General features: G+C 37.9%; 15 protein-coding genes. 8 read left to right on the forward strand and 7 right to left on the reverse strand.

From position 1 onward, the window contains the following. Positions 1-13: 13 nt before the first annotated feature. The 3 genes from TLET_RS00685 to TLET_RS00695 are packed head-to-tail and all read right to left on the reverse strand — an operon-like array spanning position 14 to position 3,065. Positions 14-859: a carbohydrate ABC transporter permease gene (locus TLET_RS00685; RefSeq protein WP_012002182.1), complete on the reverse strand. Its 846-nt coding sequence runs from the start codon at positions 857-859 to the stop codon at positions 14-16. Between the two features lie 11 nt (positions 860-870). Continuing rightward, the gene (locus TLET_RS00690) at positions 871-1,755 is read right to left on the reverse strand and encodes a carbohydrate ABC transporter permease (RefSeq protein ID WP_012002183.1); all 885 of its coding nucleotides are present in this window, start codon (positions 1,753-1,755) and stop codon (positions 871-873) included. 44 nt (positions 1,756-1,799) lie between these two features. Next, entirely contained in the window at positions 1,800-3,065 is a 1,266-nt protein-coding gene (locus TLET_RS00695) for an ABC transporter substrate-binding protein (RefSeq protein ID WP_012002184.1), read from the reverse strand. A 112-nt stretch (positions 3,066-3,177) separates the two neighbouring features. On the opposite strand from TLET_RS00695, the gene TLET_RS00700 reads away from it, so the two are divergent. Next, positions 3,178-4,134 (forward strand): dipeptidase, encoded by a 957-nt coding sequence (locus tag TLET_RS00700; RefSeq protein WP_012002185.1) that lies wholly within the window; start codon positions 3,178-3,180, stop codon positions 4,132-4,134. A gap of 2 nt (positions 4,135-4,136) precedes the next feature. Here TLET_RS00700 and TLET_RS00705 read toward each other — a convergent pair whose 3' ends face one another. Together TLET_RS00705 and TLET_RS00710 are read right to left on the reverse strand one after the other, a co-directional pair. Next, positions 4,137-4,907, reverse strand: coding sequence for an SDR family NAD(P)-dependent oxidoreductase (locus TLET_RS00705; protein WP_012002186.1), 771 nt, complete (start codon positions 4,905-4,907; stop codon positions 4,137-4,139). A 17-nt stretch (positions 4,908-4,924) separates the two neighbouring features. After that, positions 4,925-6,499 (reverse strand): bifunctional aspartate carbamoyltransferase catalytic subunit/aspartate carbamoyltransferase regulatory subunit, encoded by a 1,575-nt coding sequence (locus TLET_RS00710; RefSeq protein ID WP_012002187.1) that lies wholly within the window; start codon positions 6,497-6,499, stop codon positions 4,925-4,927. A 246-nt stretch (positions 6,500-6,745) separates the two neighbouring features. Between TLET_RS00710 and abc-f the strand changes: the two genes are divergently transcribed. From abc-f to TLET_RS00730, 4 genes are all read left to right on the forward strand, one after another. After that, complete coding sequence (gene abc-f, locus TLET_RS00715; RefSeq protein WP_012002188.1) at positions 6,746-8,500, forward strand: ribosomal protection-like ABC-F family protein; 1,755 nt, start codon at positions 6,746-6,748, stop codon at positions 8,498-8,500. A 253-nt stretch (positions 8,501-8,753) separates the two neighbouring features. Then, positions 8,754-10,754, forward strand: a complete 2,001-nt coding sequence (locus tag TLET_RS00720; protein WP_012002189.1) for a methyl-accepting chemotaxis protein — start codon at positions 8,754-8,756, stop codon at positions 10,752-10,754. A gap of 55 nt (positions 10,755-10,809) precedes the next feature. Then, positions 10,810-12,951: a glycogen debranching protein GlgX gene (glgX, locus tag TLET_RS00725; RefSeq protein ID WP_012002190.1), complete on the forward strand. Its 2,142-nt coding sequence runs from the start codon at positions 10,810-10,812 to the stop codon at positions 12,949-12,951. A gap of 35 nt (positions 12,952-12,986) precedes the next feature. Further along, the gene (locus TLET_RS00730; RefSeq protein WP_012002191.1) at positions 12,987-14,666 is read left to right on the forward strand and encodes a YgiQ family radical SAM protein; all 1,680 of its coding nucleotides are present in this window, start codon (positions 12,987-12,989) and stop codon (positions 14,664-14,666) included. A 21-nt stretch (positions 14,667-14,687) separates the two neighbouring features. Here TLET_RS00730 and TLET_RS00735 read toward each other — a convergent pair whose 3' ends face one another. Further along, positions 14,688-16,010 carry an alkaline phosphatase gene (locus TLET_RS00735; RefSeq protein WP_012002192.1) on the reverse strand — a complete coding sequence of 441 codons (1,323 nt, stop codon included), beginning with the start codon at positions 16,008-16,010 and terminating at the stop codon, positions 14,688-14,690. Between the two features lie 100 nt (positions 16,011-16,110). Continuing rightward, positions 16,111-16,536: a GNAT family N-acetyltransferase gene (locus TLET_RS00740; protein ID WP_012002193.1), complete on the reverse strand. Its 426-nt coding sequence runs from the start codon at positions 16,534-16,536 to the stop codon at positions 16,111-16,113. Positions 16,537-16,657: 121 nt separating this feature from the next. Here TLET_RS00740 and TLET_RS00745 point away from each other — a divergent pair, with 121 nt between their 5' ends. From TLET_RS00745 to TLET_RS00755, 3 genes are read left to right on the forward strand one after another with little or no spacing between them, the layout of a single operon-like run. Further along, the gene (locus tag TLET_RS00745; protein WP_012002194.1) at positions 16,658-17,320 is read left to right on the forward strand and encodes a DUF2225 domain-containing protein; all 663 of its coding nucleotides are present in this window, start codon (positions 16,658-16,660) and stop codon (positions 17,318-17,320) included. Next, positions 17,317-19,038: a 3D domain-containing protein gene (locus tag TLET_RS00750; RefSeq protein WP_012002195.1), complete on the forward strand. Its 1,722-nt coding sequence runs from the start codon at positions 17,317-17,319 to the stop codon at positions 19,036-19,038. Before TLET_RS00745 ends, TLET_RS00750 begins: the two co-directional genes overlap by 4 nt. Positions 19,039-19,044: 6 nt before the next feature. Continuing rightward, entirely contained in the window at positions 19,045-19,449 is a 405-nt protein-coding gene (locus TLET_RS00755; RefSeq protein ID WP_012002196.1) for an RrF2 family transcriptional regulator, read from the forward strand. Positions 19,450-19,459: the final 10 nt, after the last annotated feature.

Consider the following 19,459-nt stretch of genomic DNA (forward strand, 5'->3'; position numbering starts at 1 on the left):
ATCATCATAAAATTCAATCTTTTCTTGCAGCAAAAAGCTGAGCTCCAACGAGGAAGTACTTCGTGAGTGTAAAAAAGAGAATCAACATGGGTATGCTTGCTATTACTGCAGCAGCCATCATAGCACCTTCATTTGTGTATTTTTCAGCAGCAAACTGAGTTATGAAAAGTGGTATTGTCTTCTTTTCCGGGCTTTGAACAATCAACAAGGGCCATAACAAATTATCCCACTGTGACCTGAAAGTCAGTATTGCGAGCGTGGCAATCGCAGGTAAACTATTCGGCAATACGATTCTCCAGTAGATGCCAAATTCACTTGCACCATCTATCCTTGCAGCATCAAGAAGTTCATCAGGAAATGTGAGCAAATACTGGCGCATCATGAAAACACCAAAGGCATTCATCAAAAGTGGTACTATAAGTCCAGCATAGCTATCCTGCATCCTCATTTCTGTGACAATCAGATAAAGAGGGATCATTATGGCCTCAAATGGTATCATCATTGTACTCAAAATCACAAAAAAGATTATCGTTCTTCCCCTAAACCTGTATTTTGCAAGCCCGAAACCAGTAAGTGAACAAAGAAAAACTGTTCCCACTGTTGTGAGGGAAGAAACCAAAAATGAATTCCATATACTTCTCAGATACAAATATTTTCCATCGTTGCCTCTTATAGCCTGCCAGTAATTTTGCCACTGAAACTCTTTGCTGAACCATGGATATGGTACCTGCATTATATCTCTCGAGGGCATGAACGACGCAGTAAACATAAAAACCAGCGGAATCAATATGAAGATTGCAAAACCTATTAAAAAAATCCATATAAAAATATCGATTATGGCCGATGCTATTCTGCTCATATAACCACACCTCAGTAAGAAACATCTTCTGATTTTGAAATCTTAAATTGCAGGTAAGTAAAAAACATAATTATGAGAAATAAAATCACACTCATTGCACTTGCCCTTCCTATTCTGTGATCTCTTATAGCCGTGTTATAAATGTTAAGTGTGATAACATCAATAGGCTTGATTGGCGCTCCGCCCTGAACAAACAAATACTGTGTGCTGAATGTCCTCAAACACTGAATCAACGACATCACAGATACAAGCAACGTTGTAGGTTTCAAAAGCGGAAAAGTGATATAGAAAAAATCCTGCCATTTACTTGCTCCATCAATCGTAGCAGCCTCATGAATTGATTTTGGGATACTTGCCATCCCCGCAACAAATATCACGGTGAAATAGCCTACATATTTCCAAAAATAAACAATAATTGTAGCCAGCCTGAGCATGTTTTCGTTCGCAAGCCATCGATAATCCACGCCATCAGTAGAAAAAACAAAGTTTAAAAATTGATTCGATAACCCCCTTGGATCGAATATCAAAAGCCATATCGTAGCAGCAACCACAGAAGATAATACTGCCGGTGAATAATAAGCCATTTGCAAAAATTTCTGAAATCTCTTTCTTGTCATTATTAACGCCGCAAGAAATAAGCTGAAAGTAAGCATGGGCACAAATGTTCCAAAAGCAAATATAGCCGTTGCTTTCACAGAGTTCCAAAAAGATTCCGATGTAAACAAATACAAATAATTTCCAAGGCCGACAAATTTCGGGGGCTTTAACGATAACAATTCTTTCCTGAAAAAACTCATCCAGAATGCGTTAATCATTGGATAAAAATTAAAGATTGCAAAAAAAATTATTGCCGGGACAGTGAAAATGAAACCCCAAGTAGCCTTTTTTCGTTCCAAAACTCTCACCTCAGTGAAAAGGTGGGCAGTGAGCCCACCTTAAATCAATCTTCTTTTAAAAGTTCATTTGCTTTTCGCTTGAGAGTTTTAAGAGCATCTTCGGCAGTTGTATTTGTAAGCATGACAGATTCAACAGCTTCTCTGATAAGCTGTTCAAATTGTGGTCCTTTCGGATGAAGTGGAACTATATGGGATTTTTCCATATCTTCAAGGAAAACCTTCGCATAGGGGTAATTTTTAAACACATCTGATTCAATCAAATCTCTCCTTGGTTGAATTAATCCGACATTAAGTAAATAATCTTGTGGATGGCTCAGCATGAAATTTACAAATTTCCAGGCCCACTCCTGTTTTTCTCTGGAACTTTCTGCATTAACCATGTAATAATGACCATAATAGTTGCATCTCACTTCTCTAACAGCGTTTTCGAAAACAGGGAACGGAACTACCATCCATTCATTCGAGTTATAAAACTCGGGGTTTTCAGCCCTGATTCTATCAATTTGATATAAACCTGATAGACACATGGCAACGGTATTGTTATCTTTGTTGAATTCCTTTCTGGCAGGTGTGTAAGTAGGAGAACCCAGATTCTTTCCATTTGGTCCCCATTGTTTCATAAAATTCAAAGCCTTCAACCACGCTTCATCATTGATAATCGCTTCTTTTCCATCGTCACTGAACAGAAAACCGCCGAGTTGCTCAACCATTGGCAGAAAGAAAGTCAAGTAATAAGGATAACGAAAATCGAAACCTCTTCTTTTGATTATTTGCCCTTCTTTAATGACAATTTTTTCACTAACCTGAACCATTTCCTCCCAGGTCTTTGGATAATCTTTTTCAGGATCTAAACCAACTTCTTTGAAATATTTTTTGTTGATAAACACACACCAATTTGTCAACTCGAGTGGTAGACCATAAATCTTATTTTCATAGGTGACAGCATCGAAGGTTCCCTCAATGTACATATTCTTGAGTTCATCGTAATTTTCAAGGCCTATTGCTTTCAAATTAATTGGTGCAACTCTGCCATTGACAATGTAAGGAAAGGCATCCTGGATCTCCATATTGAATATATCAGGCCCTTTTCGAGCTGCGAAAGCTGTTAGAACAACTTCCCGGATCTTTGCTGATGGATAAGTCACACGTGTAATTTTCACATCTGGATACATTTGTTCAAATTGTTGAATATACTTTTCCTCAAGAGGAGTTCTGTTGGGATCTTCATGCGTCCAGAAAACTATTTCAATCTTTGCTGCAAACGAGAGAATAAAAACCGTACTCAAAACAAAAATTAAGAACTTTCTCACTTTACACCACCCCTAATCAGAAATTATACAACTTTCAACAATTCAAATTGGTAACATATGAAGATTCAAATAGTGCATAATATTACTAACAACATCAAAGAAGGTGAGACAGGTGAAAGTATTCGATGGCCATTCAGATATCTGGTACGATGCCTTTTTGAAAAATCATCACAAAGAAAATATCCTGTTGTCATACCATATTCCAAGATTGAAAGCAGGAAATATATGCGGAGTAAACGCCGCAGTATGGACAAACCCAAAAAGTGAAAATCCAATGGAGAAATTTATGCAAATGATTGCTATCAGGTCAAAATATATGAGAGAAACAGAGAACAACGAATTGATCTTTGCAGAAAACGGGTTGCAAATCAACAAAGCTATAAAAAGTGAAAAAATTTTTGTTATCTCAAGTATAGAAGGGCTTATTGGTATTGGAAACAATATAGATTTCATAGCGACACTGTACGATCTGGGGTTCAGGGTAATCAGCCTCACATGGAATGAAGCAAATACACTTGCAGCAGGTTGTGGTTGTAATGATGACTCGAAAGGCTTAAGCGATTTTGGCAGGCAAGCAGTCAAAATCATTGAAAATATAAAAATTGTTCTTGATGTATCTCATTTGAGTGAAAAAAGTTTCTGGGATGTTGTAAAAATCGCTCAGAAACCTTTTATTGCGACTCATTCGAACGCATATTCTCTGTGCCCTGTTCCACGAAATTTAAAAGACGATCAAATCAAAGCAATAGCAGAATCAGGTGGTTTGATAGGTATCAGTGCACTTCCACAAATTGTGGATCGTGAAAATCCAAGCTTAGAAAAAGTAGTCAAACATATAATCTATGTTACCAATTTGATCGGTGTTGACCACATCTGCCTTGGTTTTGATTTCTTTGATTACCTTACAACAGACAATATTATTCAAAATCAAAAGCAAACAACAGGGCTGGAAGACGTTACAAGGGTACCAACCCTGATCGAATGCCTTAAAAAGAGCGGTTTTGGTGAAAAAGATATAGAAAAAATAGCTTTGCTCAATTTTCTCAATTTTTTACAAAAAATGATCTGAATTCAACCACCGGCAACCATGGCGATGAATCTATCCGGCAAAAGTTTTTTACCAATAAAGGTGATAAATTTATTTTTCATACCAGGGGTGTATACAACTGAGCCTTTCTCAAAAGCTTTAAGTGTACCAGCGACAACTTCATCTGGCTTCATGCGAGAACCAAATTTTTGCAAACTTTGATTCTTAAAAGCTCTTTCAAAAAATCTTGTCTCTGTTGGTCCTGGGGAAACACACAAGACATGAACATTGTACTTTCTTAATTCAGCCCACAATCCAAGTGAGAAATTATATACATAAGCCTTTGTTGCAGCATAAGCACTGAAATAAGGTAATGGTATGTGCCCGGCAACTGAAGCAATATTTATAATTCCACCAAATTTTCTTGCAATCATTTCCTTAGAAAAAATATGGCTAAGGCTGGTCAGAGCCTTGATATTAACCTCAATCATCTTTTCAATTTCGCTTAGTTCAAGTTTAGTAAACTCTCCATAAAGGCCAAAACCAGCGTTATTAATCAGAAGATCAACCTGATATTTTGAAAGATCCACAACCAGAGATTTAACATTCTCTTGCCGCGAAAGGTCAGCCGTATAGCTGATGATTTCTACATTCGAAGATTTTTTCACAGTTTCGACAGTTTGTATCAATCTTTCTTCATTTCTCCCAATTGCAATTATATTGAGCCCTTTTTTTGAAAGCTGAACAGCGAATTCTTTACCAATTCCTGATGAAGCACCTGTGATCAAAGCCCATTTGAAATCTGTTAAACTCATAATCACCACTCCTGTTATCAAATTACCCATATTTCACTGTATTCATGTGGTGTTTCACAGTACTCACAGACTAACCTGTCATCAATTCTTATAAATGAAGCACCAACATTTTCGCCATTCTTCGGATGAGTTATACAGTTTTCATTTTTACATCTAATTTCATCAAAATTGTATATCTTAGGAGGTAATTTTATTCTATATTTTTCCTTTACAGAAGCGCCTTTTATGATATTAACAGTTGTATTCGGTGCAATTGCGGCAAGTTTTTTGATCTCTTTTTTGCTCAGATATCTGTCTGGTAAACTTATGTAACCTTTATAACTTCCATCGGCAGATTTAAAAATACCATCGGCACTATCACAATCATGAAGCTTTAGAATTTTCCTGATCTTCACTATTGTATTGAAAATTTCCTCGGTGCTCTTTCCTTTTGCTATATGGTCTATAACAGTTCCATTTTCGATGGGTTTGATTCCACGTTTTCCTTCTTTTGCAACACCTTTTGTCCCATGAACTATTTGGGTAGGTATTATGAATTCATACTCATCTTCTTCTTTCTGGAATGTTATTGACTGGTCGCATTCCATTTCGACAGCCCCACCAAGCAGCGACAACAAAACAACTCTCACCCAGAAACCATTCCTTGCTTGAATTTCCCAACCATTGAGAGGTAGCTCATCCAGAAAGGTGGGTATTTCTGGATCAATCTTGGGCCTGGGCAAAGGATGGTAGAATTTTGTCCCCTCTTTCACTTTGTCGAGCATATCTTTTCTGAAAGTTACAGCTTTTCTCAAGATATGCTCTTTTTCAAGAATATCCTCTCCCATTCTCTCAAGCTGTAATCTTGTAAAATACCATATTTTTGCGACATCTTTATTTGAGAGATACTCGTCTATCGATGAAAATTTTCTCACCTCAAAACCGTTTGATTTCATTTTTTCGATATAATGCTGTGGCATTTGAATCTGCTGCGGAGCAATCAGATCGACCTCAACATTTTTGAAAATCTTCAAACCATCCACTTTTGAATGAACTGTTCTGCCGTGCAATAAATCTCCTATTAGAGCAATCCTGATATGCGAATTATCAAAGTTATTTTGTTCAAGAAAAGTGAATTCATCTAACAGTTCCTGCGTTGGATGTTCATGTTTCCCATCACCACCATTTATGAAAGCAGGTCTCTCTATACCATGCCTTTGTGCAAACTCACCCACTTTTCTTTCCAGAAGTCGTGGAACACCTTCAAGCCTTGTTCTGACAACAAAAATCGAATAAATTCCATAACCTGTTAGCATATTGAATGTATCGACATAGCTCTCATTCTTGTTGAAGGATGAATGCTCAGCATCGAAGATGTTAACTCTTGCGTTTTTATGAAATTTCGCTGCATTTATAAATGACTCTTTTGTTCTCGTACTCGGTTCGACAAAAACGATGTAAATATTCACATCTCCTTTGATCTGAAATTCACTCATATCCTCCCTATTAAGCCATTTCTGTTTCAGTTCTTTTGTTTTCTGATAGAGAAATAACTGCTCATCGATAGTAAAATCCCTGATCAACGCGAGAGTTCTTCCACGAAAACTCCTCATTTTAACACCTCCCTGAAAAATAAAAAAGGTCAGCTATTGCTGACCTTCTATAAATATTCAGATTTAAAAAACAAAAATATTCTTGCTGTGGCAAACATACCAATACTAACGAAAACATATTCATCCCCGCTTTTATTAACCGATTATCTTCATTTATGTTATCACAACATGTGAAATCGTCCAAGTATTTGCCTGATACAATCCATGTTAAAATGTCAACGAAGCAAATCGTAAGAAGGTGTCTCAATGTCGCATGTAGCAACCCTCAGTAATGTAAGTATCAGTTTTCCGGAGAAAACTTTATTTACAGAGTTCACAGTCAATATATCAAAGAAAGATCGCATAGGACTGATGGGAAAAAACGGCAGTGGGAAAAGTACCCTTTTAAAAGCAATAGCGGGTATTTTTTTAGATTATACTGGACAGATAAGCGTTTCCGGCAAGATTCTCTATATGGATCAACTCAGATCATTCAATGCTCGAACACCTTTTGAATATTACGCATCAACAGCCGATACACCCAGGAAATTAAGAGATGTGAGAAGTATCTTGAAAGGTTTCGGTTTTGAAGAAAAAGACTGGCACAGAGATATCTCGACTTTCAGCGGTGGCGAAAAGACCAAACTTCAGCTCGGAAAACTGTTCTTAGAGGAACCAAATTTTCTATTACTCGATGAGCCAACAAATTTTCTCGATGTACAGGCAATAGAGTTCCTCAAAAATTTGTTGAGAAAATTCCCGGGAGGTTATATAGTTGTTGCACACGACAGAAATTTTTTAAGAAATGTTTGCGAAAAATTCTGGGAAATTAACAATGGCCAGATCTGGATCTTCGATATGGATTTTGATAGATATAGAAAGGAACGAGAAACAATACTTAAAACTCAGGAGCGGCGAATTGAAAATATTCAAAAAGAAATCGACAGACTAAAACACATCATAGATCAGTACAGAAGATGGAACAGAGAAAAATTTTTCAAGCAGGCTAAAAGCAGGGAGAAACTTCTGAATAAAATGTATGAAGAACTTGAAAATATGCCAAATCTCTATTTGCAGGAAGAGGAAAAAAACATAAAAATACCGATCCCGGATAACACCGGTCACGTAGTGCTTGAAGTTATTGATGTTTCCTGGAATTCCCTTTTGAAAAAAATCAATTTTACTGTTTATCAAAAAGATAAAATAGCCATAATTGGTCCAAACGGATCTGGAAAAACAACGCTGTTGAAGATAATTACTGGCCATTTACGCCATAATGGTACTATAAAAATCGGTCACAATGTAAAAATGGTCTTCGTTGACCAGTTCATATCACAGCTTGATCCTGAGAACACTGTTTTCGACGAGATCTTTGAAGAAATGCCAGATCATCCGGATTATGTCATCAGATCATATGCTGGAAGATTCGGCTTCAAGGGAGAAAATGTATTTAAACAGATTTCTCAATTGAGTGGTGGGGAAAGGCAAATTCTTGCTATCGCAAAGATTCTTTTGAGAAAACCAAATCTTTTAATTCTTGATGAACCAACAAATCATATGGATTTGCAAACAGTTGAGGCCCTCGAAAAAGCTCTTAAAGAATACGAGGGAAGCGTGCTGCTGGTATCACATGATCTTGAGCTTGTGAGTAATGTCTGCAATCGCTTTTTTTCCATAATTAACGGTGAAATCGTTGAAGTAGATAGTCCTGTTATCCTCTTTGAGAAAAAACCAACAATTTCCAAAACAAAAAATCTCCCATTTGAAGAAAAAAAGAAATTGAGAAACCAGCTAAAAAACCTGCAGGAAATACTGGAGAACCTTTCAAAGAAGGAAGAAGATCTCTGCGGAAACATAGAGCAAATAGACAATAAACTTTCTCTGACAAACGACTACAATGAGATAACATCCCTGATAAAAGAAAAGGAAAAACTTGAACAAGATTTGTTGACAGTTATGGAAGAAATGCAAAAAACTCGGGAAAAAATAGAAAATCTTCAAGCCCACCTCAGTGAATTTTAACGAGAGCTTATATTAAACAACAGGTTTTTAATATTCTAAACAGCGAATAGTAAAACTGTTAGCATTGCTATCTGTTTAATCTATCTTATTGTTTTCTTTTCTTTTTATTTACATCGATACCTTTCATAAATATTGACTCAGATGTAACAGAGTGATAGAATGATTTTGATTATGATAAATGTAAAAAAAATTATATGTAAAATCTTATTTAGTTAAAAAATTGTATTTTCATAAAAAGAAGGAGGAAGCTCTTATGAAAACTATTAGAGGAAAAATGTTGGCACTAATTTTATTGCCAGTAGTTGTTCTAACAATTGTTATAGCTGCAGTTGCATATCTTCAAATTAAATCATCAATCGTGACCTCGGTTGAACAATCATCTTTCGAGATTGCAAAAAAATCATCGCTGGTGGTAAATGAATGGATAAATGGACTTGTGAAGGAATTGCAAGCTTTTGCCGAAAGAAATGTAGTAGTAAATGCCTTGAAAACAGGTGATTGGAAGGATTTAATGGCAGATCTGAATTTAAAGCTCAAAAGTAGACCAGAAATAGAGATGTTTCTTATAGCTTACCCTGACGGTAATGCTCCTACAACGCTGGGTAGTACGGCACAAATTTCAGATAGAGATTATTTTATACAGATAATGAAACAGGGAAAGAATTTTGCAGTGAGTAATGCGCTTGTTTCAAGAGTAACAGGTAAAAATGTCTTTGTCATAGCAGCAGCAGTTAAAGATGAAAACAACAAAACAATAGGTCTATTCGGTGCAACAGTACTACTTGATACGATAAGCAACATTGCATCCAGTATAAAAATAGGCGAAGCTGGTTATGGCTGGGTGGTAGATTCTACCGGCTTAGTTCTCGCCCATCCTAATAAAGAAGCTGTAATGAAGCTCAATATTACACAAGCTTCAAAAGAAGGCTATAAAGGCGTTGAAGAAATAGCAAAGCAAATGCTTGCTGGCAAAAACGGAATTGCCAAATTCACCCGTCCAGATGGTTCAGTTGATTATGCTTTTTATTCTCCAATTGAAATTGCTTCCGGGTGGGCTTTTGCCGTAAGTGTACCTGAAAATCAGGTACTCTCTGAAGTAAATAGACTGCTGACCATAGTCATAGCAATTTTTGCGATACTTATAGCAATCGTAGCCGTTTTGATAATCTTTGTAAGCACATCGATATCTAAACCAATAAAGAAACTTGCAGAAAATTCAGTAAAATTTGGCAAAGGCGATTTAACAATCAAATTTGAGGCGAAAGGGAGAGACGAAGTAGCCCAAATGGCTCAGGCACTTGAGCAAATGGCAGAATCATTAAAAGAATCAATGAAAGCGATACAGGAAGGATCAAACCAGATACATTCATCTGCAGAAAACCTTGCAGCAACGGCTCAAGAAGTGAGTGCAACAAGCGAAGAGCTCTCTTCACAGATGGAAGAAATAAACAGAAGTGCACAGAATGCTTCTGCATCGATACAGGAAGTAACAAGTGGTGTACAGGAAGTAGCAGCCAGTGCGCAGAACGTATCAAGATCTGCACAGAACCTGACAGAAAGAGCAGCTCAAGTGGACAGCGCAGCGAAAGAAGGGGAAAAAGCGGTACAGGCGATAGTAGAAATAATAAACCAAACCAAGGAAAAAGCAAACGTAACAGAAAGCTCGGTGATGGAATTATCAAACAAAGCAAAGAACATAGGAGAAATAGTGGAGACAATAAATTCAATAGCAGAACAAACCAATCTGTTAGCATTGAACGCAGCAATAGAAGCCGCCAGAGCAGGGGAAGCAGGGAAAGGCTTTGCGGTGGTAGCAGATGAAATAAGAAAACTTGCAGAAGAAAGCAAAAGCGCAACAGACAAAATTGGTCAAATGCTAACACAAATACAGCAAGGCGCACAGCAAGCAAGCACAGTAACGAGCGAAACAGTAAAAGTAGTAGACAAGGCAAGTGAACAATCTGAGGTGGTTAGAGAAAGGTTAATGAATATATTAAGAGAAGTAGAAGGTATAAGCACAATGATAGAAAGCCTTGCAGCAAGTGCACAGGAGCAGAGTGCAGCAGCGGAAGAAATGAGTGGAGCTATGGATACAGCGACAAGATCGATAACAAACATAGCTCATCAAATAGAAGAAATGACGCAAGCAGTAAAACAACAAGCTGAGGTCAGCCAGAATGTGAGCAGCTTGAGCGAAGAACTCAGTTCAATTGCAGAAAGTCTGGTAGAACAGGTGAAAAAATTCAAAATGTAATGATAACCCCAGCACAGCTGGGGTTTTTTCATTTATACTTTTTAAGGGGATATAAATGGAATATTTTCAATACACTAATCCAGACTCCAAAACGATATTAAAAACAAAAAGGGGATATCCGAGGCCCGGAGCAACCTGCGATGATGCAGGAACCAATTTTGCGCTTTTTTCAAGAAATGGAAGGAAAGTTATACTTGAACTTTACCAGAATTATTATGATGAGACACCTTCTCATAGATTTGTGCTTGATCCGAATCAAAACCGAACAGGAGATATATGGCATATATATGTTTATAACGTAGGCCACGGGCAATATTACGGCTGGAGAGTAGACGGTGAATATGATCCTTTAAGTGGTAAAAGATTTAACGTTAATAAACTTCTGACAGATCCTTACGCAAAAGCAATTTCCGGATCTTATGAATGGGATGAAGATAGCGTCTATGGCTATGATAGGAACTCTTCTTTAAAAGACCTTTCCTTTTCAACAATAGATTCTGCTCAAAGTCCTACAAAATCCATAGTAATTGATGATTCAAAATACAATTGGAACAACGATAGAAGACCAAAGATTCCGTGGAAAGATACCATTATCTATGAAATGCATGTAAGATTTTTCACCATAAGCCCCACTTCAAAAGTGAAACATCCGGGTACATTTCTGGGAATAGTTGAAAAACTCGACCACCTTAAAGAATTAGGAGTCACAACGATAGAGCTAATGCCAATATTTGAATTTTGTGCTAATGCAAACACAAATATTAACCCGTTAAACGGAAAAAAATTGAAAGATATGTGGGGATACAACCCTCTTGGTTTTTTTGCAGTAACCGGAAATTATTCGGCAGGTATGAAACTTGGGGAACAGGTCTTTTTCTTCAAAGATTTTATCAAAGAACTTCACAATCATGGTTTTGAAGTAATACTTGATGTTGTGTACAATCACACAGGCGAAGGAAATGAGCTTGGTCCAACTCTCTCTTTTCGTGGAATAGATAATGAAATTTATTACATGCTAAATCCATCTAACAAACGCCTCTATCTGAATTATTCTGGCTGTGGGAACACGCTAAACTGTAATCATCCAGTCGTCAAAGAGATGATTATAGATAGTTTGCGTTATTGGGCGACAGAAATGCACGTAGATGGCTTTCGATTTGACCTGGCATCGATCTTAGGAAGAACACCTGATGGCCGGTGGATTGGAGACCTGTCCCTGCTCAAAGATATCTCTGAAGACGCGATATTACATGATCTCAAACTAATAGCAGAAGGTTGGGATGCAGCCGGAGGTTATTTTCTGGGTCAGTTTCCACCAGGATGGGCTGAATGGAACGGTAAATATAGGGATACTGTTCGTAAATTTGTTCGAGGAGATGAAGGAACAATTCAAGATCTTGTCATGAGAATATCTGGAAGCCAGGACCTTTATGGTTCAAAATCGCCCCATGCAAGCATAAATTTCATAACATGCCACGATGGTTTTACAATGAGAGATCTGGTAAGTTATCGTCACAAGCACAACGAGGCTAACGGTGAAAATAACCGGGATGGTACAGATGAAAATTTCAGTTGCAACAATGGAGCTGAAGGTGAAACAAATAATCCGCAGATAAACAGAATAAGGAAACAACAGGTAAAAAATTTCATAGCCATTTTGATGGTATCTCACGGCACTCCCATGATTCTCATGGGAGATGAACTTTATCGAACTCAGAGAGGAAACAACAATGCATACTGCCACGATGACGAGACAACATGGTTGGATTGGACCTTAAAGGAAAAACATTACGATATCTTCCGTTTTTTCAAAAAAATGATCCAATTCAGGAAAATTCACCCATCTTTGAGAAGGCCTCATTTTTTCAGTGGCGCTCCAACCAGTAGAGGCATTCCTGATCTCACATGGCACGGAATAAGACCTTATGAGCCAGATTTTTCGTATTACTCCCATTCAATTGCGTTTATGATAAACGGGGAGACTTATCTCGACGGATCGGATGATGATATTTATGTAATACTCAACCAGTGGCGCGAACCTCTAAGATTTATTCTGCCTTTTATCCACGGAAAAACATGGTACCTCGTAGTTGACACTTCTAAAGAATCACCTGAAGATTTTCTCGACAAACCAGAGCAGGTGGGATACATATACACAGCCTCTCCAAAAAGCACTGTTATTTTCATTGGCAAATAATATTTACTCCAATAATTTTCGTGAAGGGTGATACAATGTTCTTGCCAACAACCAGTGAAGAAATCAAAAAACTCGGTTGGAAACAATTAGACATAATACTTATTACCGGGGATGCTTACGTAGATCATCCATCTTTTGGAGTCGCCTTAATAGGACATTATCTTTTTTCAAAGGGATACAAAGTTGGTATCATAGCCCAACCTGATTGGAACAGCGACAAAGATATCAAACGCCTTGGTAGACCAAAGCTTTTTTTTGGCATCACCGCCGGTAACGTTGATTCAATGGTTGCAAATTACACTGCTTCGATGAAAAAAAGAAAAATAGATGATTACACCCCCGGTGGTACATCAGGCAAAAGACCAGATCGAGCCACAATAGTTTACTCGAATCTGGTCAAAAGATTTTTTCCGAATGTTCCAGTGATTCTCGGTGGACTTGAAGCCAGCTTAAGGCGTTTTGCCCATTACGACTGGTGGGTTAACAGGGTGAGAAAATCGGTTTTGATCGACTCAAAAGCAGACCTACTTGTCTATGGCATGGCGGAAAAAACCATCCTCAGAATATCTCAAATTCTTGAAAAATATGCTGATTTAGACAGATGCAAACAATTGCCCGGTGTTGTCTGGTGGACATCAAGAAAGCCAGAAAGCGGAATCGAACTTCCAAGTTTTGAAGAAATTTCTGAAGATAAAATCAAATATGCGGAAGCTGTGAAATTACAACTTTCAAGCACAGATCATCTAAAAAATGTTGTTCTCTATCAAAAACAGGACAACCGCTATATTGTGCAAAATCCCCCAGAGAAACCTCTTGACCAAACAGAATTAGATAATCTTTATCTGATGGACTTTGAAAGAAAGACTCATCCATATTATGAATCTATGGGACATGTGCCAGCAATAGAAACTGTTCAATTTTCTATAACATCTGTCAGGGGTTGTTTTGGTCGGTGTTCATTTTGCGCACTGAGTTGTCATCAGACAGCACATGTTGTATCCAGAAGCGATGAATCAATAATCGAAGAAGCCCGTAAAATCACAAGACACCCTGATTTTAAAGGTATTATCACAGATGTCGGTGGACCAACAGCTAACATGTACGGTACTTCGTGCAATGTAAGAGATTCAAAAGGCACATGCAGAAAATTCTGCCTGCATCCAGAAATATGTTCCAGTACTCAAATGAATCATGCAAAATACATAGATCTGCTGGAAAAATTACGTCAGATCAAAGGTGTAAGACATGTTTTTGTTTCCTCGGGCATTCGGCACGATCTGGCATTGAGCGATCCGGAAGGAGAATATTTCATAAAAGAACTCGTGAATTATACTCCCGGGCAACTGAAACTCGCACCAGAGCATGCACACCCGTATGTTCTGAAACTGATGAGAAAACCTCCCGTGGAACTATTTCTGGAATTTAAAAGAAAATTTGAAAAACATGCCAGACATCAGGGGAAAAATCGTTATGTGATAGGGTATTTTATAGTGGCACATCCTGGAGAAACGCTTCGTGAAAACAACTATCTGAAAAATTTCATCAATGAAAAACTTGGATACCATCCTCAGCAAATTCAAATTTTCACACCTTCGCCTGGAACTATAAGCACGGCTATGTACTATTCGGGAATCGACCCTTTTACCCACGAACGCATTCATGTTGAGAAATCACTGAAAGTAAGAAATCAGATGAAGAAAAACTTGTTCAAATAAAGAGGCGGATTGTCCCGCCCCTTAGTTGTTCACAGTAACCGGTTCTTTATATATTGGATAAGTCAAAGGATATCCCATTAATCTTGCGATGATTCTTGGGATTTCAGTATTATCGAACCATCCCGTGAAGTTTTCAGCTCCTGGTCCAAATGAAAAAACTGGTACTGGCATACCAGTATGGTCAAAGGTAGTCCATCCTACAAGAGATTTTCCACTCAAAAATCTTCCAAATTCTTTAACAAATTCAGATGAATTCAAACTATTCTTTTTGCTAAGTAAGAACCTGTATTCTTCATCAGAGATATCTATACCGTAATAGTTCCTGGCTGCATTGATAAACTCCTCTTTTTTGTCGATTGAAAATCTGCTTAAAAAAGTTTCTGTGTTCATCTTGTACTGCCTGAGTTTATTGATCTCGATCATTTGATTTCCAGATGATATCGAAAGCCCGCCAGTTTCGTGATCAGCAGTAATTACAACCAATGTGTCAGGATTTTTTTCTGCAAATTCAAGAGCTACCTTTACCGCCTTGTCAAATTCCACAGTCTCTTTCCAAACTCCATACACGTCATTGTCATGTGCCTCCCAGTCAATCTGTGAACCTTCTACCATAAGGAAAAATGGTTCACCATCCCGGGAAAGCAACTGCAATGCCTTATTGACCATTTCGTATAACATGGGTTGCTCTTCTGGTCTGTTTGATGCCGGAGACAGGTGGCTCGGAGCAAAAAGTCCTATAACTTTCCCTTCATCAACAGTTTCGAGTTCTGACTTTTTGCTCACATAAACATACCCCTGCCCCTTCATTAATGCAATTAAATCTTTATCATCAGTTCTTTTGCTTCCTTTTACGGATTCTGGAAAGAAGTGTCTGTAACCTCCGCCAAAAATAACATCAAAATCACTATCTGCAAGTTGTTCTGCCAGTTCATTCTCCATATCTCTGTCCTCAACATGCCCGTAAAAGGAGGCTGGTGTTGCATGGGTGATTCTGCAGGTAACTACTAATCCTATTTTCACTCCATATTTTTTGAGAACTTCTGCTAAGGTTGGAACATTTTCGCCACTGGGTAAAAGCCCTATCATTCTATTGTTTGTCTTGAAACCTGTTGCTAAGGCAGTCCCGGCTGCCGCTGAATCAGTCACCCAAGAATTTGCCGAGTAAGTTGTGATCAACCCGATGCAGGGTGTTTTCGTCATAGCCAATGGTTGGCCTTCGAGCAATTGGGTTAAATAAACGTGATTGATACCCATACCGTCGCCAATCAAAAGAATAACGTTTTTCACATAAGCAAAACTCATAACCGTTACCAGAACCATGATCAAAACGGTCAGTTTCCGCATGTTTTCACCTCCAAAACGTAGTTTTCCATCTTATTTATGCACAGAAATATTAATGAAATACGGAAGGCATTTGTAGTATTTTCAATATCTTTTATAAATTTTATCTGCGTAAATAACCATAAATACGTATATTGTGATATTTTCCGTTGTAAAATTTTCCATTTTTTATAACGCCTTCAAGCTCAAAGCCGGTACTTTCGAGAAGTTTTATAGAGGGTTTGTTGTATTCATATACTTCAGCTGTCAGTCGATTTAAATTGAGCTCGTTGAATGCAAAATCCATGGCCATCAAAAGCATCTTTTTTCCCAAGCCAATCCCTCTTGCTTCAGATATCACATAATAAGTAATGTAGGCGTTTCTATTTATCCAGCGCACATCAAAAGAAACAAAACCGACAGGTCTGTCTTCCTGAAAAAAATTCATAACGATCTTTCTCGGTATATTAATCAACCTCGTTTCGGAAAAATACATGAGATCTCTCGTTTCTATCAAAACTTCTTCTTTATCCCCTATATAGAAATCCATCCATAACACCTCCAAAATTATTTAACCATCATGAATATTAATCGTCCTGGAAAAAAGATTCAAAAAGAGATTTTACCTAACAGTGGTATAATTCTCCCAGTCCATCTTTGGAGGTGTTGTTTTGCAGATTTTCTGGCAAAAAAACTGTACCTGTCCTGTTTGTGGAAAACAATTTCAAGCTGTTCGCCTATTCAGTGAAGCAATCAAAGTAAAAGAACGCGACACTGATTTAAAACCAGCTTACGAAGGCATCAATGCATTGTTGTTTCAGCCAATAACCTGCACACATTGTTATTACACAGCGTTTGAAGATGATTTTGAAAAACCTGTAACTGAAAAAAAACGCATTCAAGAACTCTGTGATCGAATTAAAAACAGCCTCTCGATAGATCTCTCTGAAAACAGATCACTAAAAGATGGTGCAATGATCTTTGCAATAGCTGCAGCGGTTTACACTTTAACAGAAAAGCATCTCAAAGCGGCCGAAGCTTATCTAAAACTATCCTGGATCCACAGAGATATGCATTCGAAAGATGAAAATAATGCGTTAGAGCAGGCAATGAAATGCTTCCTAGAGAGTTACAAAAACGATGAACTGGCACCCGAAAAGGAAATTATGGTAATCTTTTATCTCGGAGAAATCAACTTGAGGCTGGGAAACAAAAAAGAGGCTGTCCGATGGTTTTCGAGTCTAATTCAAAAATTTGGAAACACAAATTCGATATATATAAAATTAGCCCGTAAAGAATGGCAGCAGGCTGCTGCAGGGAAGCGAGGACTATGAAAAAACTTTTATTGCTACTACCATTGGTAATCATCGTGATTTCCTGCACTCCTTACGATCAGGACCTTCTTGAGCAAATCAACAGAAGGCTGGATGAACTCGAGTATCGCATAGCTCAAATTGAAAAAAGTACCTACAACAACCAGAAAAATATTGAAAAATTGCAGCAGGAAGTAAGTAAAATAAACAATGAAGTATCATCAGCCAAAAAATTGCTTGACGAGCAAAAAAATCTGCCAGCTGTTTCACCAGATGAAATAAACGAGATCATGGCCCGGTTGACATCTCTTGAAATGAGATACAACCAGCTCTCTGTGGCATTGAATGTCTCAGATATAAGAGAACTTATATACAAACTTGGTGACATCGAAGCTGCTCAGAAGCAGCAGCAAATAAATTATGAAAAATTTGTTCAGCAAACAGAGCAACTTTTGAATCAGGTCAATGCTGAACAAATTGCTGCGAAACTGAGTGGCCTTGAGAATTCTGTTCATTCTATTTCAAACCAGATCGCTGAAGTTATGGAATTGTCATCCAGAATAAAATCTATAGAAACAACTATAGAAAATCTGGCGATCGAAAATCCACAAATACAACAAAATATAGACCTTTTCGGCCTTGAAACGCAGATCAATCAGCTGAAAACAGAGATCAAAAATACAGAAAGTGCTTTGAAAAAAGAATTAGAAGAAAAATTATCAAAACTACAAATAAAATCCGGTGAAATTATGCCTTCCGATCTTCAGCAGTACATAGCCAATACAACCGCCCTTACAAGACAGTTAGCTACTGAGATAGAAACACTCAGAGGTATTGTGAGGGAATACGATAGAGACAGGTTTCTCAGGTTAGATCAGGGATACGTAACATATGTAGTGAAATCAGGTGATACCCTCTCCAGTATCGCACAGGCCTATGGTTTAAAACTTGATAAAATAAAGCAGCTGGCGGAGTTAAACGGTATAGAAGATGCAAATCGTTTGTTAGTGGGGCAGAGGATTCAAATACCTGTTGAAGACACAAATTCACTTTTTAAATATCCCTTAGATAGCCCACTTAATCCGCAGGACATAGCAGGCGCTTTTTCCGAGCCCACCGGCTCTGGGGCAAGAACAGGTATTGATATCAGGATAAATACTCCAAGAAAAGTGCGATCCATGCTACCAGGAAGAGTAGTGAATATTTTGCAGGACAACGATGGATATCACATCAGAATCGATCACGGAAACGGTATACTTGCTGTTTACGGCAATTTGAAAGCGATCGAAGTTGTTCAAGGTCAATGGATTTCAGGGGGAAACAATGTTGGTACTGTGGAAAACATTTTTCATTTCGAAATATGGATAGATGGAGAACCAAGAGATCCTCTGAGAATTCTTTTGAAATATGCAGGAAAATTTGAAGCGACCTATTACTCTGAATGGGAGGATGGAAAGTTGCCAGAACATCCTACCTTTCGGATAACAGCAGCCGGTACTGTACCAAAAGAATGGTGGACAATAGCGGCAGATCCATCTGTTATTCCACTTGGAAGTGTGGTATACATACCGCAATTTTGTGGTGGGCCAAATTATGGTTTCTTTAAAGTTGAGGATACCGGCGCTGCTATCAAAGGAAATAAAATAGATATATACACCAGCAATATAAAGCAAGCGCTTGTAAATATGCGATCCTACGTTGATGTCTACGTTGTTCCAATTCAGATGAACTGGAGGTAGATAAAATTGGGTATAACTATCAAAAGTGAGTATGCTTTCAAAATATTGCTACAAATCGCAAATTGCCAGGCTAATGAACCTGTTTCGCTTTCCCTTATTTTAACAGATGTTAATGTACCAAAAGAATTTGCAGAAAAGATAATGGTAAGTCTGAAAGAAGCCGGAATTATAGAATCAACACGGGGCAGGAAAGGTGGATATCGCCTGACAAAAAGTGCTGATCAGATCACGGCTCTGGAAATTGTTAGAGCTGTTGACGATCCTGATAAATTGATTAAATGCACCATGGATGAAAACTGTTGTAGCGATCCAACAAGCTGCACCATAAGACTCAAGATATGGGACAACCTCAAGAAAAGTGTCGAAGATACTCTGAGCTCTATCAAGCTCAGCGATCTATTTGAAGCCTGAATTGGGAGTA

The sequence above is a fragment of the Pseudothermotoga lettingae TMO genome (assembly GCF_000017865.1).
Taxonomy (GTDB): domain Bacteria; phylum Thermotogota; class Thermotogae; order Thermotogales; family DSM-5069; genus Pseudothermotoga_B; species Pseudothermotoga_B elfii.